This window comes from Mycolicibacter sp. MU0102, assembly GCF_963378105.1.
GTDB lineage: Bacteria > Actinomycetota > Actinomycetes > Mycobacteriales > Mycobacteriaceae > Mycobacterium > Mycobacterium holstebronense.
Genome location: NZ_OY726398.1, coordinates 3,725,427 through 3,749,055, shown reverse-complemented (window position 1 = coordinate 3,749,055; position 23,629 = coordinate 3,725,427). Strand labels below are relative to the sequence as shown.

Below are 23,629 nucleotides of genomic sequence, written 5' to 3'. Positions count from 1 at the left end.
CGATGGTGTCTGTGATCACCGGTGGCGCCGGCGGGATGGGGCTGGCCACCGCGAAGATCGTCGGCCGCGAGCAGCCGGTCGTGCTCTGCGATGTCCGGCAAGACCGGCTGGACGCCGCGGCGGCCTTGAAAGGCTTCGACGTCCGGCTGATCAATTGCGACGTCACCGATCGCGACGCGGTCGCTGCGCTGTTCGACACCGCGGCCGGCATCGGGCCCGTCACCTCGGTGATCCACACCGCCGGAGTCAGCCCGAGCATGGGGGATGCCGACTATGTCATGCGGACCAATGCCGTGGGCACCGTCAACGTCAACGAGATCTTCTTTGGTGCGGCACCCGAGGGCGCTGCGATCGTCAACGTGGCGTCGATGGCGGCTCACCTGCTGCCCGAGGAGTTGATCCCGGCCGGGCAGTTCCCGCTGGCACTGCAGGACGGCCCGGCGTTCGTGGACACCATGGCGGCCGGCTACAGCGGGTTTCCCGAAGAGGTGCGCTCGGGCATCGCTTACGCGGTGAGCAAGGCGTTCGTACGCTGGTACTCCAGCTCGCAGGCCGAGCGGTTCAATGGGCGCGGGCTGCGCATCGTCTCGGTGTCACCCGGTTCGGTGGACACCGAGATGGGCCGGCTGGAGGAGCGGGCCGGCGCCGGGGCGCTGGTCACCGACGCCGCGGTCCCACGCTGGGGAACGCCCGAGGAGATGGCCGAGCTGCTGGCATTCTGCGTCAGCGCCAAGGCGGGATATCTCACCGGAACCGACATCCTCAACGACGGCGGTGTGGTGGCGTCGATGCGGGAGCGAGCGCGCGTGGCGGCCTCCGACTGACGTCCGCCGCGAACTTGCGTGCGTCGACTATTCGACGTATTTTTCGAAAGTATGACGGCAGCGACGGACGCGGACGGCACGGCCCGTCCGGTCTCCTCGCCGCCGACCGAGCGGGTGATGCGGATCCTGGAGCTGCTGGCCGCCGACCCGGAACGGCATTTCTCCCTGTCGGAGATCTCGCAGACCCTGGGCATCAGTCACGGCACCTGCCACGCGATCCTCGCCACTCTGGCTAGCCGGCAGTGGCTGGTGCGCGACCGCCAGTAGGGTGGATATTCCTGGGGCCCCGCGCTGGCCGCGCTCGCCCGCCCCATCAACCGGCAGGCCTTCCGGCCGGAGCTGCAGCGGCTTTTCGACGCGGTCGGCCGACAGGTGATCCTCGGTGCTCGCCAGGGTGCGACGGTGGTGGTGACCGATTCGGTCGGGGAGTCGATCGCCGGTCTGCGGTTGGGTGCCGGCTTCCGGATTCCGCTGGTGGCGCCGTTCGGCCGTGAATTCATCGCCGGCGCAGGCGAACCGGTCAAGAAGGAATGGCTCAGCGGGCTGGGCGCACCATCGCCGCGGTTGCGGCGACGGCTGGCCGCCGTGCTCGACGAGGTCGGCCGGCGCGGCTACGCGATCGACCGGATGAGCCGCGAATACGTCCGGGTGTACTCGGCGCTGCAGGCGCTGGCGGCCGACGGCGAGCCGGACGAGATCACCGCCCGGTTGGCCACGGCGTTCGCCGATCTCACCGAGGTCGACTACTTGCCCGACGAACTCGGCGACACCGAGCGGCATCCGATCGCCAGCGTCTCGGCGCCGGTTCGCGACGCCGACGGGACGGTGACGATGTCGGTGGGAGTCGCCCCCTTCGCAGCCTTGACCGCCGCGGAGGTCGCCGATCTCGGTGTGGCCGTACGAGAAACCGCCGCGCGTATCCAATCGCAGTGGACTGCACGTGGAGAACATGAGGAGAGCTCGTGAGCGTGACGCTCAGCGTCGAACAACGCCAACTCGGCGAGTCGTTGCGGCAGTTCGCCAGCCGGCGCGCGCCGATGACCGATACCCGAAAGGCCTTCGATGCGCTGGCGAACGGAGAATTACCACCCTGGTGGGATGACCTGGTCGCTAACGGGTTTCACGCGATTCACCTGCCCGAAAACTGCGGCGGACAGGGCGGTGGGCTGCTGGACGTCGCCGCGGTACTGGAGGCCGCGGGAACAGTGTCTCTACCGGGTCCACTGCTGCCGACGGTGACCGCCGGCGCGGTCGGTCTGCTCGCCGAGGCCACGCCGGCGCGGGAGGAGTTTCTGCGGGCGGTCGCCGCCGGGGCCCCGGCCACCGTCGTGCTGGCCGGACAGTCCGACTTCACCGCGCGACGGACCGATGACGGCTGGTCGATCAGCGGTACCTCCGAGGTGATCTCCGGCGCCCGCGCGGCCCGGCTTGCGCTGGTCTGCGCCACCGGTGACGACGGTATGGACGTATGGGCGGTCGTCGACACCGACCGAGCAGACGTCCAGTCGGTGACCGGAACCGACCTGCTCACCGACCTGGCCACCATCACCGTCGTCGATCACCCGGTGAGCACCGACGATGTCCTGACCGGAATCGATTCCGAGCGTGCCGAATACCTCGCCGTCGGGCTGGTGGCTGCGGTGTGTGCCGGGATCGCCGAATGGTGTGTCGAGGCCGCAACCGCGCACCTGCGCACCCGCGAACAGTTCGGCGTCGCGATCGGCACCTTCCAGGCCCTGCAACACAATGCGGCCATGCTGCTGGTCAACGCCGAACTGGCCTGCGCAGCGGCCTGGGACGCGCTGCGCGCCGCGACCGACAGTCCCGAACAACATCGGATGGCCGCGGCCACCGCCGCGCTGACGGCGGTCGCGCCGTGTCCGGACACCGTGTTCGACACCTTGACGATGTTCGGCGCGATCGGGTTCACCTGGGAACACGATCTGCACCTGTACTGGCGCCGCGCCACCAGCATCGCCGCTTCGATCGGTGCTGCCACCGACTGGGCTCGCCGGCTCGGCGAGCTGACCGTCGGGCAGCAGCGGGACTTCACCGTCGACCTCGGCGGCGCGGAAGCCGAATTCCGGGCGGGCGTGGCCACGACTCTCGACGCCGCCCAAGCGCTGGCCAACGACGGTCCGGGACGCCAAGGCGACTACCCCCACTTCGAAACGGGCCCGCAGCGGACGCTGATCGCCGACGCCGGACTGATCGCCCCGCAGTGGCCCGCGCCGTGGGGACGCGACGCCTCCCCATTGCAGCAGCTGATCATCATCGAGGAGTTCGCCAAACGACCCGGGCTGGTCCGGCCGTCACTGGGCATCGCCGAATGGATCCTGCCCTCGCTCGTGCGCGCTGCACCGGATGCCCTGCAGCGGCGGCTGATTCCCCCGACCCAGCGCGGCGAACTCGCTTGGTGCCAACTGTTCTCCGAGCCCGGGGCCGGCTCCGACCTGGCGTCGTTGACCACTCGCGCGGTCAAGGTCGACGGCGGATGGCGCATTAGCGGCCACAAGATCTGGACCTCGGCAGCGCAGCGCGCCGACTACGGCGCACTGCTGGCCCGTACCGATCCCGCGGTGGCCAAGCATCGCGGGATCGGCTATTTCATCGTGGACATGCGCTCGCCGGGGATCGAAGTCCAGCCGATCGTAATGGCCACCGGGGCAGCCGAATTCAACGAAGTGTTCCTCGCCGACGTCTTCGTACCCGACGAGATGCTGCTCGGGGAGCCCACCGAAGGCTGGCAACTGGCGATCGCCACGATGGCCGAGGAGCGCACCGCCATCAGCGGATACGTCGAGAATGACCGGGCTGTGGCGCTGCGGGCCATCGCCGCGGCCCCGGGCCGATCGCGCGGAGACGCACTGCGCGCACTGGGCGAACTCGACGCATACGCCAACGCGATCAGGGCGCTCGGGGTGCGCGAGACCATCAGGCTGCTGGACGGCGAAGGCATGGGGGCGTCGTCAAGCATCGCGAAAGTGGCGATGAACGTGCTGCTGCGCCGCACCTTCCACGCCACATTGGCAACCGTAGGGCGATTGGCGATGGTCGCCGATTCCGACCCGGCAGTTGTCGAGCCGTATCTGTTGTCGCCGGCCGAGCTGATCGGCGGCGGTACCAAGGAAATTCAGCTGAACATCATCGCCCAGATGATTCTCGGCCTGCCCCGCAAATGAGATAAAGGACACCCCGCATGGGACTACGTGGAGACGCCGCGATCGTCGGCTATGTCGAGCTGCCGCCGGAACGGATGAACAAGGCCACCCCGGCCCCGTTCACCCTGGAGCAGTGGGCCGAGTTGAGCGCGGCAGCACTGGCCGACGCGGGCCTTCCGGGCGAACTCGTCAACGGCATCGTCACCTCGCACCTGGGCGAATCGGAGATCTTCGTGCCGTCCACGATCGCTGAATACCTCGGGGTTCCAGCGCGGTTCGCCGAGATCGTCGACTTGGGTGGGGCCAGTGCCGCGGCCATGGTCTGGCGCGCCGCGGCGGCGATCGAACTGGGCATCTGTGATGTGGTGCTGTGCGCGCTGCCGGCCCGCTACATCACCCCGATGTCGGAACGTAAACCCAAGCCACTGGTCGATGCCATGTTCTTCGGGTCCTCGAGCAACCAATACGGTTCTCCGCAAGCAGAGTTCGAGATTCCCTACGGCAACCTGGGGCAGAACGGCCCCTACGGCCAGGTCGCCACGCGCTACGGCGCCGTCTACGGCTATGACGAACGGGCGATGGCCAAACTGGTCGTCGATCAGCGCACCAACGCCAATCACACCGACGGCGCCATCTGGCGCGACACCCCGCTGAGCGTCGAGGACGTGCTGGCCAGCCCGGTGATCGCCGATCCGCTGCACATGCTGGAGATCGTGATGCCCTGTGTGGGCGGCGCCGCGGTGGTGATCGCCAGTGCCGACATCGCCAAGCGAGCCCGCAACCGTCCGGTGTGGATTAAGGGATTCGGCGAACACGTGCCGTTCAAAACCCCGACGTACGCAGCCGATCTGCTGGCGACTCCCATCCGCGAGGCCGCCGACACCGCCTTCGCCATGACGGATCTGACGCGCGCGGACATGGACATGGTCTCCATCTACGACTGCTACACGATCACCGTGCTGTTGTCGCTGGAGGACGCGGGGTTCTGCGAGAAGGGCAAGGGCATGCAGTTCCTCGCCGATCATGACCTGACCTTCCGCGGCGACTTCCCGCTCAATACCGCGGGCGGTCAACTCGGATTCGGCCAAGCCGGCCTGGCCGGCGGTATGCACCACGTCTGCGACGCCACTCGCCAGATCATGGGCCGGGCTCAGGCCGCGCAGGTGGCCGACTGCAACCGGGCCTTCGTCTCGGGCAACGGCGGAATCCTGTCGGAACAGACGACGCTCATCCTGGAAGGGGACTAGACCGGAGATGATCACTTTCGAACGGCCGATGCCGGTCAAGACCCCCACCACCGCTCCGTTCTGGGATGCGCTGGCGCAGCACCGCATCGTCATCCAGTACTCGCCGTCGACCGAGAGCTACGTGTTCTATCCGCGAGTCCGCGCTCCGCGCACGCTGGCCGATGATCTGGAATGGCGCGAAATCTCCGGGATGGGCACGCTGTACTCCTTCACGGTGGCCCGCCGCCCGGTCGGGCCGCACTTCGCCGACGCCGTCCCGCAGCTGCTGGCGATCGTCGAATGGGATGAGGGACCGCGGTTCTCCACCGAACTGGTCAACGTTGATCCCGCTGATCTGGCGGTGGGAATGCGGGTGCAGCCGGTGTTCTGCGACTACCCGGACCACGACGTCACGATGCTGCGCTACGAACCGGCGCCGAGTCGTGGCTGACGACACCGCGGCGCAGATCGAGGCGATCAAACGCCTGAAGTCGCGCTACTGCCGGTATCTGGACACCAAAGACTGGGTGGCCTGGCGCGCGCTGTTCACCGATGATTTCGTCAGCGATACATCGAGTGCGGGTGGCAAAGTCATCACTGGCGCCGACGAATTCGTGGCCTTCACCCGAAAAAGCCTGCGAGATGAGCCCACTGTCCACCAGGTCCACGCGCCCGACATCGAGCTGGACTCACCGACCACGGCACATGGAGTGTGGGCGCTGGAAGACGTGGTGCGATTCGGCCCCGGCGTCAACCTGCGCGGCTACGGCCACTACACCGAGACCTACGAAAAGGTCGACGGCGACTGGCGGATCAAGACCTCGACGCTGACCAGGCTGCGCGAGGACATCTTCAACGGGCTGTTCGCGGTCTATCTCTCGCCGCGGGTTCGATCGTTGCTGGCCAGAGTCGTCGGCCGGTTCATCGATTGAGTGCTTGACGCTGGCTGTCCGGGCCGATCGCCGGCTCGATCGCGGGGACCCTCATACGCCATACTGAATGTATTACGGGAATAGCTATAGTATAGGCGCCGGGGCGGCCCCGGGTCGTCGTGTCCAAACAAGGGGAGTGTTCGTGGAGATCGAAAACAAGCGCGCGATCATCGTCGGTGGTGCATCGGGGTTCGGTAAGGCGACAGCGGAGCTGTTGGCCAAACGCGGTGCCCAAGTGGCTGTCTTGGACCGGCCGCAGTCCAAGGGCAAGGAAGTGGCCGAATCGATCGGCGGCCTCTTCTTCGAAGCCGACATCACCGACTTCGCTGGTACCGAGCGGGTGCTGAACGAGGCGGTCGAGGCGTTGGGCGGGCTGCACATCGCGGTCACCACCGCGGGTGGCGGTATCGGACAACGAACGATCAAGCGGGATGGACCGCACGACCTGGAGGCCTTTCGCAGCACCCAGGATCTCAATGTCGTCGGGACCTTCAACGTCAGCCGGCTCGCGGCCTGGCACATGAGCACCAACGAGCCCGAAGACGACGAGCGCGGCGTGATCATCAATACCTCCTCGATCGCGGCGTTCGAAGGCCAGATCGGGCAGGTCGCCTACACGGCGTCCAAGGCCGCGATCGCCGGAATGTGCCTGACGATGGCCCGCGATCTGGGCAGTGTCGGCGTCCGCGTGCTGGCGATCGCGCCCAGTCTGTTCGCCACGGGCCTCACCGAGGGCATCCCCGACGAGTTCGCCGCCGTGCTGACCAAGGATGCGGCGTTCCCCAAGCGGCTGGGCCGCCCGGAGGAGTACGCCAAACTGGCGGCCGCCATCGTCGAGAATCCGATGCTCAACGGCCAGTGCATCCGTCTGGACGCCGGCCAGCGCTTCGCGCCGAAGTGACCCTGCGTTGACTCTGCGGCCAGGGTGGTGAATTGCGGTGTGTCGCAGCCCTGACCGCAGAGTCAACACTAGGCGTCGGCGAATGCCGGTGGCTTGAGCGCGGCCGGGTCCGGATTCGCGATCGGGCGCCCCATGAACCGGCGGGCGTTGTCACCCATGAAGTCATAGGTGCGCCGAACGTCCATGCCCTCGGCGTACTTCCAGAATCCCTTCGGCTCGGCCAGACCCTCGGGATGCGGATAGTCCGATCCGAACAGCACCTTGTCCCAGCCGACGGTGTCCACCACATCGGAGACGGCGCCCTCCCAGAACGGGCTGACCCAGATGTTGCGCCGGAACACCTCATGCGGATGCTCGGGGAAGTTCTGCGGCATCTTCTTGTACAGGTCGCCGAAGTCGTGAAACAGCGGCCCGATCCAGGAGCTGCCGTTCTCCACGCTGGCGATGCGCAGCTTGGGGAAGCGGGTCAGGGTGCCGTGGCAGATCAGCGCGGTGATCATGTCGGCGATCTCCCGGTGCCCCAACACCATCCAGCGGAAAGCGCTCTGCGTCATGAAGTTCTGTGTGTAAGGCGGTTCCCAGCGGCCGACGTAGGCGTCGAGCGGCGGGAAGCTGGCATGCAACACGATGGGCAGACCGGCGGCCTGGACATCACGCCAGAACGGGTCGAACTCCGGCAGCGCCGGGGAGCGCCAACCGTGGATGCCGTTGACCGGCCCGGGTTTGATCAGCGCCACTGCTGCGCCCTGATCGAGGATGTACTCCAGTTCTCGCTGGGCGCCCTCGACCTCGGACAGGTTGATGATCGGCGTGGAGAACACCCGGCCGTCGTAGTCATAGGTCCAGTGCTCGGCCATCCACTGGTTCAGGGCGTGAACAATTGCCAGCGTGAGCTCCGGGTCGTCGGCGCTGGAATGCTCCACCAAGCTGGCCAACGTGGGGTAGTTCAACGCTTCGGTGACGCCCTGGCGGTCCAGTTCGGCGACCCGGTCCGCGGGGTTGCGGGTTGCCGGCGGCGCCTCGATCGCCCTGCCCTGCATCTCGCGCAGGGTCAGGCCCTCGGTGTTCTCCCCAGCGAAGAACTTCTCGTGTGCGCCCGGTGCGGCCACCCGCTCGAAGGTGGGGTTCGGGATGAAGTCGCTGACCTTGCCGTTGATGATGATCCGGGTCTGGCGGCCGATCTGGGCGAATTGGACCGCCCGCGAGTACTTCTCCGGCAGGTACTTGGTCAGCGCCTCGGGGGTCTCGTACATGTGCTGGTCGGCATCGAAGATCGGTGCGTCACGGAACTGGCTCATGGGTGTCTCCCGGTCGCTAGGTGGTCAGGATGGTTGCCGCGGCCGTGCCCGGTGCCCCGTAGAGCTGAGCGAACCCGACTTTGGGTTCGCCGGGCACCTGGCGGTCGCCGGCTTCGCCGCGCAACTGGCGCACCAGCTCGTGGATCTGGCGCAGTCCCGACGCGCCGATCGGCTCACCGTTGGCGATCAGCCCGCCGTCGGTGTTGATCGGCAGTGATCCGGTGATCTCGGTCGCGCCGTCGGCCAGCAGCTTCTCCTGGTCGCCGTCGGCGCAGAAGCCGCACTCGGCCATATGGATGATCTCGGCGCCGGCGTCGGTGTCCTGCAACTGGATAACGTCGACATCTTCGGGCGCGACACCGGCCTTTTCGAAGGCAGCGCGGGCGGCGTACACCGTGGGCGCCACGTCTTCGGTCACCGGGGCGAAGGTGGTGTTCACCTCGTAGGCGCCGTAGTGCCGAGTGCGGACCTCCACCGCGCGCAGGTACACCGGCTTGTCGGTGTAGCGGTGCGCGATGTCGGCGCGGCACATGACCACCGCCGCCGCGCCCTCATCCGGTGCGCAGAACATGTACTGGGTCAGCGGATAGTTCAGCATCGCCGAGCCCAGGATCTCCTCCTCGGAGATCGGCTTACGCCGGAACGCATTCGGGTTCAACACGCCGTTGCGGAAGTTCTTCGCCGCGACTTTGGCCAACGTCTGCTGGGAGATGCCGTGATCGTGCAGGTAGCGATTGGCCTTCATGCCGAAGAACTGAGTGGTCAGGTACTGACCGTTCTCGGCATACCACCGCGGCATTCCGACCAGCGCCGGGTCTTCGGTGAACGCCCCGCGCGGGTGCTTGTCCAGGCCGACGGCGATGCCGATGTCATAGTCGCCCAGCCGGATACCGTCGGAGCAGACCTTGGCCGCGCTGGCAGCGGTGGCACATGCGTTGAACACGTTGGTGAACGGGATACCCGACAGCCCGACCATCCCGACGATCGCATCGGGATTGGCCACCGTCCAGCTGCCACCGGTCGCGGCGCCGATGTCTTTCCAGTCCACCCCCGCGTCGGCCACCGCGGCGAAGATCGCATCGACCCCCATCGCCATCGCGGACTTGCCCTCAAATCGGCCGAACGGGTGCAGGCCGACACCGATGATCGCTACGTCATGAGTCATGGGATCGCGGTCTCCTATACCGGCCGGAAGGCGAAGGTGATGACCTCGTTGCCGTCGGCGTCGGAGGTGAACGGAATCATGACCAGCTCCACCGGCATGCCGAATTCCAGCTTGTCCGGCTCGTTCTCGGTGAGGCGACCTTCGACCCGGATGACGTCGCCCAGCTGCACCAGACCGACACCGAACGGTACGAAGTCCTTACCGGTTGGACCCAGATATGGCGCCCCGGGCGGAAAGCCCTGAGTGGTCCAGGCCACCAGGGTGCCGGTGCGCGGCAGCAGCTCCTGGCTCATCTGGTCGCCGCTGCAGCTCGGACAGCGTGGCTGGGCCGGGAACACCGTGGCGGCGCAGCCGCCGCAGCGGCTGCCGATCAGCTGCGGGCTGGCGTCCGGCCACGTCGAAATGTCGGGTGCTAGAGCTTTCTGCATCGGTCCTCCGTTGACTCTGCGTTGGTGGCGGAAAGGGTCGAGTAGGCAGCTCCGTGGCCGCAGACTCAACGACGGTTAGGCGATAGCGCCCGATTCTTTGAGCTTTTCGATGCGTTCCCAGTCGATTCCGAGCTCCATCAACACGATCTCGGTGTGCTCGGATGCCTGCGGGGCGCGGGTCGTCTCCAGCGGCTCATGGTTGAACTGGACCGGACCGCGGACCACTTTGAACGCCGGCCCGCCGTCGCCCGCCTCGACCTCGACGATCATGTCGTTGGCGATGGCCTGTTCGTCGGAGCCCAAGTCGACCAGGCTCTGGAACGGCGCCCACTGGCCCTTCATGGTCTTGAGGTGCTGACGCCAGTATTCGAACGGTTTGGAGCCGATCGCGGCGACGATCAGTGCGCTGGCTGCCTCGGCGTTCTGCATCAGCGGCAGCACGTCGGAGAAGCGGGGGTCGTCCGCCGCATCGGGAATGCCCAAATGCTCGAAGGTGTCCCGGATGTATCCGGTCGGGCTGACGATGCACAGATTGATGGTGCCGCCGTCGGAGGTGGTGTAGTTGCCCAGGAACGGATTCGCCGGTGAGCCACCGGATTGCGGCATGAGTGCACGCATGGCCTCGCCGGTCTCCATGCCCTGGGTCACGCTGGCGCCGGCCGCCCACCACGCGGTGGACAGCAGCGAGACGTCGACCTCGAGGGCTTCCCCGGTGCGTTCGCGATGCAGCAGTGCGGCAGCGATCCCGCCGGCGATGTTCATGCCGCCGACCGAGTCGCCGAACGCCGGGATTCCCTGGGACAGTGGCGCACCGAGCTCTTCCGGGCTCAGGGCGTGCCCCACTCCGCTGCGGGTCCAGAACGCGGTGCCGTCGAAGCCGCCGGTGTCGCGCTCGGGGCCCTTGTCGCCGTATGCGCTGCCGCGGGCATAGATGATGTTCGGATTCGCGGCGCGGATGTGTTCCACATCGAACTTGTTCTTCTGCCGTGCCCGCGGCAGGTAGTTGGTCAGAAATACGTCAGCGGAGGCGGCGAGCTCGTAGAGCACCTGCTGACCGTCCGGGGTCGAGACGTCGATGCCGACGCTGCGCTTGCCGCGGTTGGGATGTTCGATCAGCGGATGCCGGTCGGGGTCGAGTTCGAAGCCGCCCATCCGGATGAACCCGCGCTGGGTGTCGCCGCGCACTGGGTGCTCGACCTTGATGACGTCGGCCCCCCAATCGGCCAGGATCGCCCCGGCCGCCGGGACGAACGTGAACTGCGCGACCTCCAGCACCCGGAAGCCGTCCATGACCTTGATCAACTCAGCGCGCTCCTGCCGCCGTGTGAACCCATCGAGAACCAATTGAAGTATTCTACTGTAATGGTTACGGTTGGGCATCCGAAAGGGGCGAGGTGAGCGACGTCGGACAGCGGGTCAGCAGCATCGAGATCGGCGAACGGGCTGCCGCGGCGGCAGAGTCGCGCCTGCTGATCGACGGCAAGTTGGTGGCGGCGGGCTCGGGTGCGCAGTTCGACAATCACAGTCCGGCCACTGGACGGCTGTTGGGGACCACCGCGGCCGCCGACCGCCGCGACATGCAGCAGGCGATCGGTGCTGCCCGGCGAGCGTTCGACGACACCGACTGGTCGACCAACCGAGAACTGCGCAAACGCTGCCTTGCGCAACTGCAGTCGGCGCTGGAGGCCGAGAAGGAGGAGCTGCGCACCGAGCTGATCGCCGAGGTCGGCTGCCCGGTGATGACGACCCAACTGGCACAGCTGGATTGGCCGCTCGTCGACGGGCTGCGCTACCCGAGTCGGTTGATCGATGAGTTCGACTGGGAGCGGCTACTTGACGGCGGCGGACTGTTTGGCGACCGCAACATTCGCACCGTCGTCAAAGATCCGGTCGGTGTGGTCGCGGCGATCACACCGTCCAACTTTCCCATCGAGGTGATCCTCAACAAGCTGGGGCCGGCCCTGGCGGCGGGCAACACCGTCGTGCTCAAGCCCGACCCGAACACCCCGTGGAACGCCACCCGGCTGGGTCGCCTCATCGCTGAGCACACCGACATCCCCGCCGGGGTGGTCAACGTGGTGCCCACGCCGTCCAACGAGGTGGCCGGACTGCTCGGCACCGACCCTCGGGTCGACATGATCTCCTTCACCGGATCCACCGCGGTCGGCAAGCTGCTGGCTCGCACCAGCGCCGACACCATGAAGCGGACCTTCCTGGAGCTGGGCGGAAAGTCGGCGCTGATCGTGCTCGACGACGCCGACCCGGCCAAGGTGATTCCCGGTGCGGTAGGAGTGTGCGTGCACGCCGGACAGGCCTGCGCGGCCACCACCCGGATGCTGGTGCATACCAGCCTCTTCGACGAGTTGGTCGCCGCGGTCACCGAGGCCTTCGCTGCCGTCGCCGTGGGCGACCCGGCGCTGCCGCAGACCCTGGTCGGCCCGCTGATCAGCGCCGCGCAAAAGCAGCGCGTGCTCGACGCCTACGCGCAGGCTCGCCGCGATGGGGCCGAGATCACCACCGGCGGAGGCGAAGTCACCGGCCTGGCGGACGCGCTGGCGGGCGGACACTACGTGCAGCCGACCGTGATCGTCGGGGTCGACAACAGCGCCGCCATCGCGCAGCAGGAGGTCTTCGGGCCGGTCCTGGTGATGCTGCCGTTCAGTGACGACGACGAGGCAGTGCGCATCGCCAACGACAGTGCCTACGGGCTGGCCGGAGCCGTGGTCTCGGCATCGAACGAGCGGGCACTGGGCGTGGCGCGCCGGATCCGGACCGGCGCGATCGGCGTCAACGGTGGCATGTACTACGGGGCCGACGCACCGTTCGGCGGCTACAAGAGCAGCGGCTGGGGCAGGCAGTGCGGGATCGAGGGGTTCTCGCAGTACTTGGAGACCAAGACGATCGGCTACCGCAAGCCCCGCGGGGCGTGAGGAGTCACAGCTACTTGCCGGTGAACCTCACCGGCAGCGACCGCGGGGAGCGAAACGGCTGCCCATAGATGTGTGGGTTGTCATCGGCGACCAGGGTGATCTCGCCGAGGCGGTCCAGCAGGCATTCCATCGCGACCCGCATCTCCATTCGAGCCAGATGTAGCCCCATGCAGGTGTGCTCGCCGGCGGCGAACGTGATGTGCGGAATCCACTTGCGGAAGATGTCGAATTCCTCCGGCCGTTCCCATCGTGCCTCGTCACGGTTCGCCGACCCGATGCAGACGTCGACCACGGCGCCGGCGGGAACTTCCACGCCGGCCACCGCGGTGTCGCGGATGGCGGTGCGCTGCACCGTGGTCAGCGGCGTCTCATAGCGCAGCCCCTCCTCGATGGCGGCGCCGATCAGATCATGGTCGGCGCGCACCGCCGCGAACTGGTCGGGATGGGTGAGCAGCAGGTACAGCAGGTTGCTGGTGGCCCGATAAGTCGTCTCCAGGCCCGCGGGCAGCAGCAGGCGAAGAAACGAGAAGATCGCTTCGTCGGTGAGCTTCTCGCCGTCGACCTCCGCGGTGACCAGATCGCCGATGATGTCTTCGGTCGGCTGGGATTTGCGTTTCTCCATCTGAGCCAGGAAGTAGTCCTTCAGCTCTGCCGAAGCGGCGAACGCCCGCTCATAGTTGACGGTGTAGCTGATCAGCTCGATCGCCCGCTGGCGGAACCAAGGCAGGTCCTCTTCGGGCAAGCCCAACAGCTTGGCGATGACTCGGGTGGGGAACTCGAACGTAAAGCCGGACACCAGATCGGCGGTGCCGTCGGCGATGAACTCATCGATCAGGGTGGTGCAGACCGGCCGCACCACCTCCGGCTCCCAATGCACCAACGACTTACGTTTGAACGCCGATGAGACGAGGTTGCGATGTTTGCGGTGCGGCTCGCCCTCCATCGCCAGGATGGTCGGTCCGATGAATAGGCCGATCGTGACGTCATAGATGTGCGAGTTGAACGAATCCGCCTCGCGGAAGACCTGATTCACCGCCTCGAAGGAGACAGCGGCGAACTGGGTCTTGGGCCGAAGCGATGCCGGGGTCTTGGAGTAGTCCATGACCGTTCCGGGGAAGACCCCGGGTCCTTCTCGCTTGCTCTGGAAGTACGGGTAGGGGTTCTTCAGGTAGCCGGCCGGCTTATCGAGTGCGGCAGCGATGTCGTCAACCTGGCTCTCCACGGCTGATCTCCCGTCGGGTATAGCAACGTACTGTAAACGTTACAGTAAACGATTAAGCAAGTATCGCGCCAGCGTCAGGCCAGGCTGATCGGCATCCGTTTGATGCCGTGTACGAAGGTGCTCTGCAGGTATTCGGGCTCGCCGAGCGTGACCTCGGGCAACCGGGTGAGCAGCTCGTAGAACAGGTGCCGCAGCTCCATCCGGGCGACGTGGGTTCCCAGGCAGTAGTGCGCGCCACCGCCGCCGAAGCCCAGGTGCGGGTTGGCGGCACGGGTGATGTCGAACTCATGCGGCCGGTCGAACACCGACTCGTCGCGGTTGGCGGAGCAGTAGTACAGCGCCACCTTCTCGCCGGCCTTGATCTCGGTCCCGGCGACCTCGGTGTCCACCACCGCGTGGCGGGCAAAGGCGAGTACCGGTGTCGCCCAGCGCACGAATTCCTCGACCGCCCCGCCGATCCGATTGTCGTAATCGTCCAACAGCCAGGCGCGCTGCTCAGGATGTTCGACGAGGGCCTTGAATGCGTGCGTGGTGGCCTGCTTGGTGGTGTCGTTGCCCGCAGAGCCCAGCAGCACCATGAAGGATCCGAGGTCGGCGTCGGCGAGACGATGGCCGTCGACCTCGGCATTGACCAACTCGGTCATCAGGTCATCGTGCGGTTCGGCGCGGCGGCGCTGCGCCAGTTCGACGCCGGAGCCGGCCAGCACGCCCAGCTGCGTCATGACGTGCACCGCCCGCTCCTCCAGTGAGGCGTACTCGTCGTCGCTCCCGCTGAACAGGCATTCGGCGGCGTAGGCGACCTTCTGCTGGTCGGCCGGGTCGATGCCGATCATGTCGGAGACCGTGCGCATCGGCAGTTGGCCGGAACAGCTTGCGACGAAGTCGATCTGGTCGCCACTGCGCAATTGGGTCAACAGGTCGTCGACAATGCTGCGGGAGTTGGCCTTGATCTGATCCTCGATGCGTCGGACCTGCCGCGGTGTGAAGCCCGAACTGATGAGCTTGCGGTACCGGGTGTGCTCCGGCGGGTCCATCGCCAGAAAGAACGTCATGTTGCGCTGGATCTCGGCCGGCATCGGGTCGACGCTGACGCCTTCGCGGGAACAGAACAGCTCTTCGTGCTGGCTGATGAACTTGACGTCGGCGTGCCGGGTCGCCGCCCAGTAGCCGGTCTCCTGGTGGGGGAACACGGCGTCGATCGGCCGGTGCCACGTCAGGCCCGGTTCGTTGCGCAGCGTCGCGAACGTCTCGTCCCGGGTCCGGAAATCCTTGCCCCAGAACTCGGTTTCAGAGATGTCGAGGCGATGGTAGGGGTGCGGGGAAATCGGTGCGGCAGGTGACGAGTCGATTGTCATGGTTTCCTCTCGGAAGGTTGGCCCTACGCGGGGATGGGTGTGCCGGCGGTGATCGCGTTGATGAAGCCGCCGTCGACGAGAACGTCTTGGCCGGTGATCCAGCCGGCGGCGGCGGAGCCCAGGAAGTCGATCACCGGGACGATGTCGTCGACGCCGGCGTGCCGTCCGACGGTGGCGCGTACGGTGTCGAGCGTCTGTTTGCCCATCGACCGTTCGAAGTCGGGCAGGATCGGCGTTTCGACGGGGCCCGGGCTCACGGTGTTGATTCGCACGCCGTACTCGGCGTGCGCGGTCGCGGCGCGCCGCTTGGCGTACAGGATCATGGCCTGCTTGGAGGTGCTGTAGACCGGATAGGCCGGGTCCTGGCCGGCCTGCCAGCGCAGAACGGCCGGCGCGTCTGTCGCTTCGAGTAGGCCGTTGAGTAACGGGATGCGCTGCTCCCACCCGAGTGCCGCCGTCGATGCCACCGCGACCACCGCCCCGCCGCGACGAAGCCGCGGCAGCAGGCCCTCGGTCATCAGGCGCATACCCAGGTAGTTGACCGTCAGCACATCGGCGGCCGATGCGGTGCCCGGTACGCCGGCGACATGAGCCAGCAGATCCCAGCCGTCACCGACCCCGGCGGCGAACTCCGCGATGGCCGCGGCATCCCGAAGGTCGCAGTTGGCGTATTGCGATGCCGGCGTGTGGTGGGGGTGCACGTCGACGGCGAGAACGAAATCACCACGCATGTAGAAGTGCGCGGCGGTGGCGGCGCCGATTCCCGACCCCGCGCCCACGACCACGACCTTGCGCTGCGGGTTGGTCATCCTCGCCAGCCTTCTGGTGTACCCGAAAAGTCGACAGTAAGCACGACTGTAACGAATTCGGCGCTCGCGGACAATGCTACGGTTGCCCTTACCGGATAGCCGAAAGCTGCCTTGAGGAGCCGAGAATGAGCACAACGGGCCAGGTCGTCGGATTCGTGGGAGCCGGCCAGATGGGCGAACCGATGGTCGCGCGCCTGGTCGCCGCAGGGCATCGCGTTCAGGTCTACGCCCGGCGGCCCGAGGTGCGCGAACGGCTCGCGGCCGTCGGCGCCGTGCCAGTGGAGTCAATCGCCGCGACCGCTCGCGACGCCGGAGTCGTGATCAGTTGCCTGTTCTCCGACGCGCAACTGCTCGAGGTCGCCACCGGCGCCGACGGCTTGCTGGCCAATGCCGACTCCAGCACAGTCGTGGTGTCTCACACCACCGGGACGGTGAGCACGCTGACCACTCTGGCGGCGGAGTTCCCGAACGGCCCGGCACTGGTGGACGCTCCGGTCAGCGGCGGCGCTCATGACATCGAGGCCGGCACGCTGACGGTGCTGCTCGGCGGCCCCGACGACGCGGTGGCCCGCGCGCAGCCGGTCTTGGCGGCCTACGCCGACCCGGTGATCCTTACCGGGGCACTGGGCACCGCGCTCAACCTCAAGCTGATCAACAACGTGCTGTTCGCCGCCAATGCGCAACTGGTCGCCGCCGCGGTCGAACTGGGCAAGAGCCTCGGCGTGCGCGATACCAGCCTGTTCGAGGCGCTGGCGCAGTGCAGCGGCGGCAGCCGGGCCGCGGGGTACGTGCAATCGGCCGGTGGGGTGGATAGCTTCGCCAAAGTCGTTGCGCCCTTTATGCGTAAGGACGTTGCGGCCTGCATCGAGGCCGCCGCCGACCGTGGCGTAGAACTGGGCCAGCTGCAGACCGTGGCACAAAACGGGCCGCTGGATTTGTCGTGACCGCCGAGCTGGCGAGGCTGCTGGAGAAGCAGCGGCGATCCTTCGTGGATGACGGGCCGCCGGGCGCCGCGGTCCGGCGCAACCGTATCGATCGGCTGCTGGCGATGGTGCTGGACAACATCGACGCGTTCACCGAGGCGATGGCGCGAGATTTCGGTACCCGATCGCGCGCGGCCTCACTGGCCACCGAGATGATCGGCATCGTCCCCGTAGTCGAGCACACCAGATCGCATGTCCGACAATGGATGCGTCCCAGCAAGCTGCTGCGTGCGGCCCGGCTGGTAGGGTTGCGCGCCGAGGTGCGACCCAGTCCGCTTGGCGTGGTGGGCATCATCGGGCCGTGGAATTTCCCGCTGCAATTGGTGGTGGTGCCGGCGGCGGCAGCCTTCGCGGCGGGCAATCGGGTGATGGTCAAGATGTCCGAGATCACCTCGCACACCGCCGAGCTGATGGCGAACCTGGCACCGAAGTACTTCGACGAAAACGAATTCGCCGTCGTCACCGGCGGCGCTGATGTGGCGGCCGCGTTCGCCGGTCTGCCGTTCGATCACGTCTTCTTCACCGGTTCGCCGTCGGTAGGTGCGCTGGTGCAGCGCGCCGCCGCGGACAACCTGGTCCCGGTGACCTTGGAACTGGGCGGGAAGAACCCCGTCGTGGTGGCGCCCGGCGCCGATATCGCGCGATCGGCGAAGCGGATCGCGTCGGCCCGCATGGTCAACGGCGGCCAGGTCTGCGTATGCCCGGACTATGTTCTGGTGCCCGAGCGCGACATCGACGCATTTGTCGATGTCGCCCGGCAAACGTTGCGGGACATGTTCCCGACGATCCTGACCAATGGCGACTACTGCTCAAGTGTCAACGAAGCCAACTTCGACCGGGTGCTGGGCCTGATCGACGACGCGCGCGACCGCGGCGCCGTGGTGGAGACCGTCGCGCCCGACGGGGAGGCGCTGCCGGATCGCGCTTCCCGCAAGATCGCCCCCACCCTGGTGCGCGGCGTCGATGAGAGCATGCGCATCGCCGACGAGGAGATCTTCGGTCCGGTGCTGATGGTGCAGGGCTATGGCACCCTCGACGAAGCGATCGAGACGATCAACGCGCGCCCCGCTCCGCTGGTCGCCTACTGGTTCGGTCCAGACGGCAAGAACTTTCGGGACTTCGTGCGGCGCACCCGAAGCGGTGGAGTGGCCCGCAACGATTTTGCGGCACAGATGATTCCGTCGGGGGCACCGTTCGGCGGGGTGGGGCGCAGCGGCATGGGCGCCTACCACGGCAAGGCGGGTTTCGACGCGTTCAGCCACTACCGGACCGTGGTGGGCTCCGACCTGCCGTTCAGCATGACCGGAAGCGCGGCGCCGCCGTTTCGGCCCGCGATGCGCGTCTACGCCGACGCGATGCTGCGCTCGGCGCGCAACCGGACTCGCCGCCGGATCAAACGCGGCTGACGGCGCTAGCCCTGCTCGGCCTGTTCGCGCGCCCACCGGTAGTCGGCCTTGCCGGCCGGGCTGCGCACGATCGTCGACCGGAACACGACTGCTTTGGGCAGCTTGTAGCGGGCCAGTGACCCGCCGGCGTGCTCGATGAGTTCGGCGGCCGTGACGGCGGCATCCTCGGCAAGGGCCACCACGGCCACCACCTCCTGGCCCCAGCGTTCACTGGGCCGGCCAGCGACCACCACGTCGACGACGCCCGGATGCGACGCAAGCGCCGTCTCGACTTCCTCGGCGAAGATCTTCTCCCCACCGGAGTTGATCGTCACCGAATCCCGGCCGAGCAGCTCGATCGAACCGTCGTCCAGGTGCCGCGCCCGGTCGCCGGGAACGGCGAAGCGCGCCCCGTCGATCACCGGGAACGTCGCCGCGGTCTTGGTTGCATCGCCCTTGTAGCCCAGTGGGACGTAGCCGCGTTGGCCGAGCCAGCCCAGGCCGTCGTGGCCGGGTTGCAGGACGGTCACCAGGTCCTCGGCCACCACGCAGGTGTCCGGTCCGCCGGCGAAGGTTCCGGTGGACACGGCGCCCGAGGTCGACATGTGACGCATCTGGGCGCCGGTCTCCGATGATCCGACCCCGTCGATCACCATGGCGCCGGGCAGTGTCTCGACGATCTGCTGCTTGACGTACGGCGTCAACAGGGCGCCGCCGTTGGCCACCACCAGCAGCGACGACACGTCGGCGCTGCCCTTGCGGATCGCGTCCAGCAGCGGCCGGGCCATCGCATCGCCGACCACGGTCACCGACAGCACTTTCTCCCGCTCAATGGCGCGTACCACGTCGTCGGCGTCGAAATGGTCCACAACCGAAGGGAAGACCAGGGTTTGGCCGGTGTTGATCGCGGTCATCACCGCCCACTGGGCGGCGCCGTGGATCAGCGGCGGCAGGATCATCAGCCTAATGCCCGGGTTCTCCCGGGCCGGCCCCACGATGTCGTCGATGGAGCTGACCTCTTCGGCGGTCATCAGGTTGCGGCCGCCGAACGAGCCCATGAAGATGTCGTGCTGACGCCAGAGCACGCCCTTGGGCATCCCGGTGGTGCCACCGGTGTAGAGCACATACAGGTCGTCGGGTGAGGGTTGCACCGGTGGCGGCTCCGGGGAGCTCTCCGCCAGCACCGTTTCGTAGTCGACCGCCCCATCGAGCAGGGCGTTGCCGGAGTCGTCGGCGATCTGGATGAGCACTTTGAGCTGCGGAAGCTCGGGGAGTACCTCGGCCAGGGTGGGGGCGAAGGCGGCGTGGTAGACCAGCGCGGTGGCGCCGGAATCAGCCAGCAGGTATGCCAATTCCTTGCGCACGTAGCGGTAGTTGACGTTGAACGGCGCCACCCGGGCCCGGAAGCTGCCCAGCAGGGTCTCGACGAACTCGTTGCCGTTGTAGGCGTAGATCCCCAGCAGATCCTGGCCGGTCTCGTGCGCAGACAGGTCCGACCGCGGCGTGTGGCAGCCCAGCCCGCGGGAGTGCAGGTAGGACGCCAGCCGGTTGGACCGCTCGAGGATCTGCGCATAGGTGTAGCGCCGGTCGCCCTGGATGATCATGTCGCGGTCGGGAATCGCTGCGGCCACCGCGTCGGTGACCTCCGGCACGGTGAACTGGGTCAGGGTTGCCACGTGTCCATCAGCTCCTGTGTGGTGGTGATCGTCGCCAGCAGCGACAGCGTGTTGTCGATGATGGCAGCACCGTACTCGGCTGGGACACCGGCCACCGCGTCGCGGGGCACCACCACCCGGTAGGCGGCGTTGACCGCGTCCATGACCAGGTTGGGGATAGCGACGTTCAGCGAGACCCCCACCGCGACGACGGTGGATATTCCCAGGTTGCGCAGGACTGCATCCAGATCGGTTCCGCCCATCGGCCCGAGGCCGTGACAGCGGCTGAGCACCAGGTCAGACGGCTCCGGCCCGAACTCGGGCAGCAGGGTGGCGCCGGCGCTGCCCGGATCGATGCGCACCGCGCGGCGGCCGGCGGCGAACAGTCGCGCGTTGTGGTTGGAGCCCAAGCCGTCCGGGCGGCGGTGCACCAGGCAGTGCACCACCGCAACGCCGGCCGACCGCGCCGCCGGCAGCAGCCGGATGATGTTGGGCAGTGCCTCACGGCGCGCCTCGTCGGCGAGGGCCGCCAAGCCGGCGTCGGGTCCGACTACCGCGCCCTGCAACTCTTGGGTGATGAGTGCGGTGTGCGCAGGCGCTACTAGGTCCGCCAGCGCGGCGGTCATGTCAAGACGGCCTCGGTGGGCGGCACATCGTAGAACTGCGCCGCCCATTTCCGCAGCGTCATAAATGGTTTCGCGTCGACCTTGGACAGCGCCGGATTCTGGATGTAGCGCTGGTAGCGCCAGATGCCCAGGTCGTCTTCGACGGTGGTCAGGAACTGCTCCTCGACGCGCGCCCGCACGTCATCCGGCGGCGCGTCGGAGTCATCACCGGGAATCCGCGGCCACCAGATCGAATAGAACAGGTCTGAGCGGCCCTCGTCGACCGGGGTGCAGGTGAAGATCAGCCGGTGTTGCTGTACGCCTTCGAAGATGCTGATCGCCCCGCCGAGCCCGAACAGATGGCTGTGGAAGCGTAACGCCATCTGTTCCGGGTCGTCGGCGCGCTCGTCGGGCCAGCCTGCGACGAACTGCCACTCCTGGTCGGCCATCTTCCAATCGAGCACTCTCGGCGTCACCGTGGCGTGGTGCACGTACTGGAAATGTGCGCTGTCAGCGGCGTTCTCGGCGACGATCTGCGGGTGAACCGGTTCGCCCTCCAGGCGTCGGGAGAACTCCGGGTAGGCCCGGTAGTAGTCCTGCGGGCCGGCGGTGAACTGGGGAAATTTGCCGAAGATGTCGGGCATCTCCCAGTGGGGTTCGGCGCCGTCGGGGTGGTGCCATGCGAATACGCAGCCGTGCTGTTCGCGGACCGGGTAGACCCGCAGGCGCAACGCCTTGTTCGGCCGGTCCGGCTGATAGGGGATGAATTTGTTGCAGCCGTCGGGGCCCCACTGCCAGCCGTGGAACGGGCACTCGACGCGGTCTTCGACCACCGTGCCGCCGTGGCCCAGGTGGGCGCCCATGTGCTTGCAGTGCGCCTCCATCACATGTAGTTCGCCGTCGGCGTCGCGGTAGGCGACCAGGTCCTCGCCGAAGTAGTGCAGTGCGCGGGTCGTTCCGGTGGCGAACTCCGGTGACCAGCCGATCATGAACCAGCCGGTGACCTTCCAGGTGAACGGAACCTTCATCGCATTTCCTCCCACGCCATCCAACTGAATACCGTACCGTAAACCCATCGATAGGCAACCCTGCGGAAGTGTCGACGAAAGGCGGCCGGACGATGACTGACGCCGATGAGCCCGAGGTTCTCGACGCGCTGATCGTCGGCGCCGGGTTCTCGGGCCTGTATGCGCTGCATTACCTGCGCCAGCGCGGCGTCCACGCCCGCGTGTTGGAGACCGCCGAAAACGTCGGTGGGACATGGCTTGTCAACCGGTATCCCGGCGCGCGCTGCGACATCGAAAGCATCGAGTACTCCTACAGCTTCTCCGAGGAGATCCAGCAGGAGTGGACGTGGACCGAAACCATGCCGGCCCAACCCGAGATCGAGGCGTACCTGCGATTCGTCGCTGACCGGCTTGACTTGCGCCGCGACATTGCGTTCAACACGACGGTCTCCGCGATGACCTTCGACGGGGCGGCCGCCGAGTGGGTGGTGGACACCGCGGCGGGGCAGCGGTTGCGCGCCCGCTTCGTGATCGCCGCCTCGGGCATCCTGTCGGCGCCGCTGCAACCCGATATCGCCGGAATCGATGATTTCGCCGGCACCACGCTCTACACCGGCCGATGGCCGAAGGAAGGCCATGACCTGACCGGACGGCGCGTCGGCGTCGTCGGCACTGGGTCCACCGGTGTCCAGCTGATCCCGGTCGTCGCCCGAGACGTGGGCCAGCTGTACGTCTTTCAGCGTTCCGCGGCGTACACGCTGCCCTGGGAGGTCCGGCAATTCGCGCCGGGTGAATTGGACGAGCTCAAGGCGAACTACGGCCAGATCCGGGCCGCGCAACGAGCTCACCCGGTGGGCGCCGCACGGCTCTCGGCGTTCTCGGTGCTGCTGGACATGCTCAGCCGCCCGCCGCTGAAGTCGGCGAGCCGCGACGAGCAACTGCGTGCGATCTCCGAACACGGCGTACTGGGCGCGCTCAACTGGGGCGATCTGTTCTTCGACATCGAGGCGAATCGAATGGCCACCCGGCTCTACGGCGAAGCCATCGCCCGGATCGTGCACGACCCCGAGACGGCGGCCGCACTGGTGCCCACCTATCCGTTCGCCTGCAAGCGCCCGATCATCGACCAGGGCTACTACGAAACCTTCAACCGCGACAACGTATCCCTGGTCGATCTTCGCCGCGAACCGATCGAGACGGTGACGGCCGCCGGTATCCGAACCAGCCGGGGCGACTACGACCTCGACGTGATCGTCTACGCCACCGGATTCGACGCCATGACCGGCGCCCTGAGCCGCATTGACGTCCGCGGCCGAGACGGACAGTCGCTACGCGACACCTGGGCCGAGCAGGGACCGGTGTCCTATTTGGGATTGCAAGTGGCCGGTTTTCCCAATCTGTTCACCGTCCAGGGGCCCGGCAGCCCCAGCGCGGCGACCAACTTCGTCACCGCGTTGGAACAGCATGTGGAATGGATAGGGGACTGCATCACCTACCTGCGGACAGCAGGAATGCGCACCATCGAGGCACTGCCGACCGCACAAGCCGAGTGGATCGAACACACCACCTCGCTGGTCGCGGCGACCGTGCTGGCGCACCCGACGTGCAATTCCTGGTACAACGGCGGCAACGTTCCCGGCAAGAAGCGGATGTATATGGGCTATACCGGCGGCATCCCCGAATACCGCCGCCGCTGTGACGAGATCGCCGCCGCCGGCTACACCGGCTTCAGGCTCGGATAAC

General features: G+C 67.0%; 22 protein-coding genes. 12 read left to right on the top strand and 10 right to left on the bottom strand.

Annotated features, from left to right (window positions below; all coding sequences use genetic code 11):
* The first annotated feature begins 2 nt into the window (after positions 1–2).
* The 8 genes from RCP37_RS17690 to RCP37_RS17655 all read left to right on the top strand — a co-directional run bounded on the left by RCP37_RS17690 (position 3) and on the right by RCP37_RS17655 (position 7,044).
* A complete protein-coding gene (locus tag RCP37_RS17690; protein ID WP_308484290.1) occupies positions 3–824 on the top strand; it encodes an SDR family oxidoreductase in 822 nt (273 codons plus the stop codon).
* 51 nt (positions 825–875) lie between these two features.
* On the top strand, positions 876–1,091 hold the full coding sequence (locus RCP37_RS17685) for a helix-turn-helix domain-containing protein (RefSeq protein ID WP_308484289.1): 216 nt from the start codon (positions 876–878) through the stop codon (positions 1,089–1,091).
* A 141-nt stretch (positions 1,092–1,232) separates the two neighbouring features.
* Positions 1,233–1,790: an IclR family transcriptional regulator gene (locus tag RCP37_RS17680; RefSeq protein ID WP_308484288.1), complete on the top strand. Its 558-nt coding sequence runs from the start codon at positions 1,233–1,235 to the stop codon at positions 1,788–1,790.
* Positions 1,787–4,006, top strand: coding sequence for an acyl-CoA dehydrogenase family protein (locus tag RCP37_RS17675; protein WP_308484287.1), 2,220 nt, complete (start codon positions 1,787–1,789; stop codon positions 4,004–4,006). The genes RCP37_RS17680 and RCP37_RS17675 overlap by 4 nt, the downstream gene beginning before the upstream one ends.
* 17 nt (positions 4,007–4,023) lie before the next feature.
* A complete protein-coding gene (locus tag RCP37_RS17670) occupies positions 4,024–5,232 on the top strand; it encodes a thiolase family protein (RefSeq protein WP_308484286.1) in 1,209 nt (402 codons plus the stop codon).
* 7 nt (positions 5,233–5,239) lie between these two features.
* Positions 5,240–5,662, top strand: a complete 423-nt coding sequence (locus RCP37_RS17665; RefSeq protein WP_308484285.1) for a Zn-ribbon domain-containing OB-fold protein — start codon at positions 5,240–5,242, stop codon at positions 5,660–5,662.
* Complete coding sequence (locus RCP37_RS17660) at positions 5,655–6,143, top strand: nuclear transport factor 2 family protein (RefSeq protein WP_308484284.1); 489 nt, start codon at positions 5,655–5,657, stop codon at positions 6,141–6,143. The genes RCP37_RS17665 and RCP37_RS17660 overlap by 8 nt, the downstream gene beginning before the upstream one ends.
* Positions 6,144–6,285: 142 nt before the next feature.
* A complete protein-coding gene (locus RCP37_RS17655) occupies positions 6,286–7,044 on the top strand; it encodes an SDR family NAD(P)-dependent oxidoreductase (protein WP_308484283.1) in 759 nt (252 codons plus the stop codon).
* 68 nt (positions 7,045–7,112) lie between these two features.
* Here the strand turns inward: RCP37_RS17655 and RCP37_RS17650 are convergent, their stop codons facing one another.
* The 4 genes from RCP37_RS17650 to RCP37_RS17635 form a co-directional block, all read right to left on the bottom strand.
* Positions 7,113–8,342 carry an amidohydrolase family protein gene (locus RCP37_RS17650; RefSeq protein WP_308484282.1) on the bottom strand — a complete coding sequence of 410 codons (1,230 nt, stop codon included), beginning with the start codon at positions 8,340–8,342 and terminating at the stop codon, positions 7,113–7,115.
* A gap of 16 nt (positions 8,343–8,358) precedes the next feature.
* The gene (locus RCP37_RS17645; RefSeq protein WP_308484281.1) at positions 8,359–9,507 is read right to left on the bottom strand and encodes a thiolase family protein; all 1,149 of its coding nucleotides are present in this window, start codon (positions 9,505–9,507) and stop codon (positions 8,359–8,361) included.
* A gap of 14 nt (positions 9,508–9,521) precedes the next feature.
* Positions 9,522–9,935, bottom strand: coding sequence for a Zn-ribbon domain-containing OB-fold protein (locus RCP37_RS17640; RefSeq protein WP_308484280.1), 414 nt, complete (start codon positions 9,933–9,935; stop codon positions 9,522–9,524).
* A gap of 75 nt (positions 9,936–10,010) precedes the next feature.
* A complete protein-coding gene (locus RCP37_RS17635; RefSeq protein WP_308487137.1) occupies positions 10,011–11,225 on the bottom strand; it encodes a CaiB/BaiF CoA transferase family protein in 1,215 nt (404 codons plus the stop codon).
* Between the two features lie 104 nt (positions 11,226–11,329).
* On the opposite strand from RCP37_RS17635, the gene RCP37_RS17630 reads away from it, so the two are divergent.
* Positions 11,330–12,865, top strand: a complete 1,536-nt coding sequence (locus RCP37_RS17630; RefSeq protein WP_308484279.1) for an aldehyde dehydrogenase family protein — start codon at positions 11,330–11,332, stop codon at positions 12,863–12,865.
* 10 nt (positions 12,866–12,875) lie between these two features.
* On the opposite strand, the gene RCP37_RS17625 is transcribed toward RCP37_RS17630, so the two are convergent.
* The 3 genes from RCP37_RS17625 to RCP37_RS17615 form a co-directional block, all read right to left on the bottom strand.
* Positions 12,876–14,087 carry a cytochrome P450 gene (locus RCP37_RS17625; RefSeq protein WP_308484278.1) on the bottom strand — a complete coding sequence of 404 codons (1,212 nt, stop codon included), beginning with the start codon at positions 14,085–14,087 and terminating at the stop codon, positions 12,876–12,878.
* 74 nt (positions 14,088–14,161) lie between these two features.
* Positions 14,162–15,442 carry a cytochrome P450 gene (locus RCP37_RS17620; protein ID WP_308484277.1) on the bottom strand — a complete coding sequence of 427 codons (1,281 nt, stop codon included), beginning with the start codon at positions 15,440–15,442 and terminating at the stop codon, positions 14,162–14,164.
* A gap of 23 nt (positions 15,443–15,465) precedes the next feature.
* Positions 15,466–16,251, bottom strand: coding sequence for an SDR family oxidoreductase (locus RCP37_RS17615; RefSeq protein ID WP_308484276.1), 786 nt, complete (start codon positions 16,249–16,251; stop codon positions 15,466–15,468).
* A 125-nt stretch (positions 16,252–16,376) separates the two neighbouring features.
* Here RCP37_RS17615 and RCP37_RS17610 point away from each other — a divergent pair, with 125 nt between their 5' ends.
* Together RCP37_RS17610 and RCP37_RS17605 are read left to right on the top strand one after the other, a co-directional pair.
* Positions 16,377–17,195: an NAD(P)-dependent oxidoreductase gene (locus RCP37_RS17610; RefSeq protein WP_308484275.1), complete on the top strand. Its 819-nt coding sequence runs from the start codon at positions 16,377–16,379 to the stop codon at positions 17,193–17,195.
* Between the two features lie 17 nt (positions 17,196–17,212).
* Positions 17,213–18,640 carry an aldehyde dehydrogenase family protein gene (locus RCP37_RS17605; RefSeq protein WP_308487136.1) on the top strand — a complete coding sequence of 476 codons (1,428 nt, stop codon included), beginning with the start codon at positions 17,213–17,215 and terminating at the stop codon, positions 18,638–18,640.
* 5 nt (positions 18,641–18,645) lie between these two features.
* Here RCP37_RS17605 and RCP37_RS17600 read toward each other — a convergent pair whose 3' ends face one another.
* Genes RCP37_RS17600 through RCP37_RS17590 form a run of 3 tightly spaced genes read right to left on the bottom strand, consistent with a single transcriptional unit; the run spans position 18,646 to position 21,907 of the window.
* The gene (locus tag RCP37_RS17600; RefSeq protein WP_308484274.1) at positions 18,646–20,295 is read right to left on the bottom strand and encodes a medium-chain acyl-CoA ligase Mig; all 1,650 of its coding nucleotides are present in this window, start codon (positions 20,293–20,295) and stop codon (positions 18,646–18,648) included.
* Positions 20,283–20,900, bottom strand: coding sequence for a cysteine hydrolase family protein (locus RCP37_RS17595; protein ID WP_308484273.1), 618 nt, complete (start codon positions 20,898–20,900; stop codon positions 20,283–20,285). Before RCP37_RS17595 ends, RCP37_RS17600 begins: the two co-directional genes overlap by 13 nt.
* The gene (locus RCP37_RS17590) at positions 20,897–21,907 is read right to left on the bottom strand and encodes an aromatic ring-hydroxylating oxygenase subunit alpha (protein ID WP_308484272.1); all 1,011 of its coding nucleotides are present in this window, start codon (positions 21,905–21,907) and stop codon (positions 20,897–20,899) included. The genes RCP37_RS17595 and RCP37_RS17590 overlap by 4 nt, the downstream gene beginning before the upstream one ends.
* Before the next feature lie 92 nt (positions 21,908–21,999).
* Here RCP37_RS17590 and RCP37_RS17585 point away from each other — a divergent pair, with 92 nt between their 5' ends.
* Complete coding sequence (locus RCP37_RS17585) at positions 22,000–23,628, top strand: flavin-containing monooxygenase (RefSeq protein WP_308484271.1); 1,629 nt, start codon at positions 22,000–22,002, stop codon at positions 23,626–23,628.
* Position 23,629: the final 1 nt, after the last annotated feature.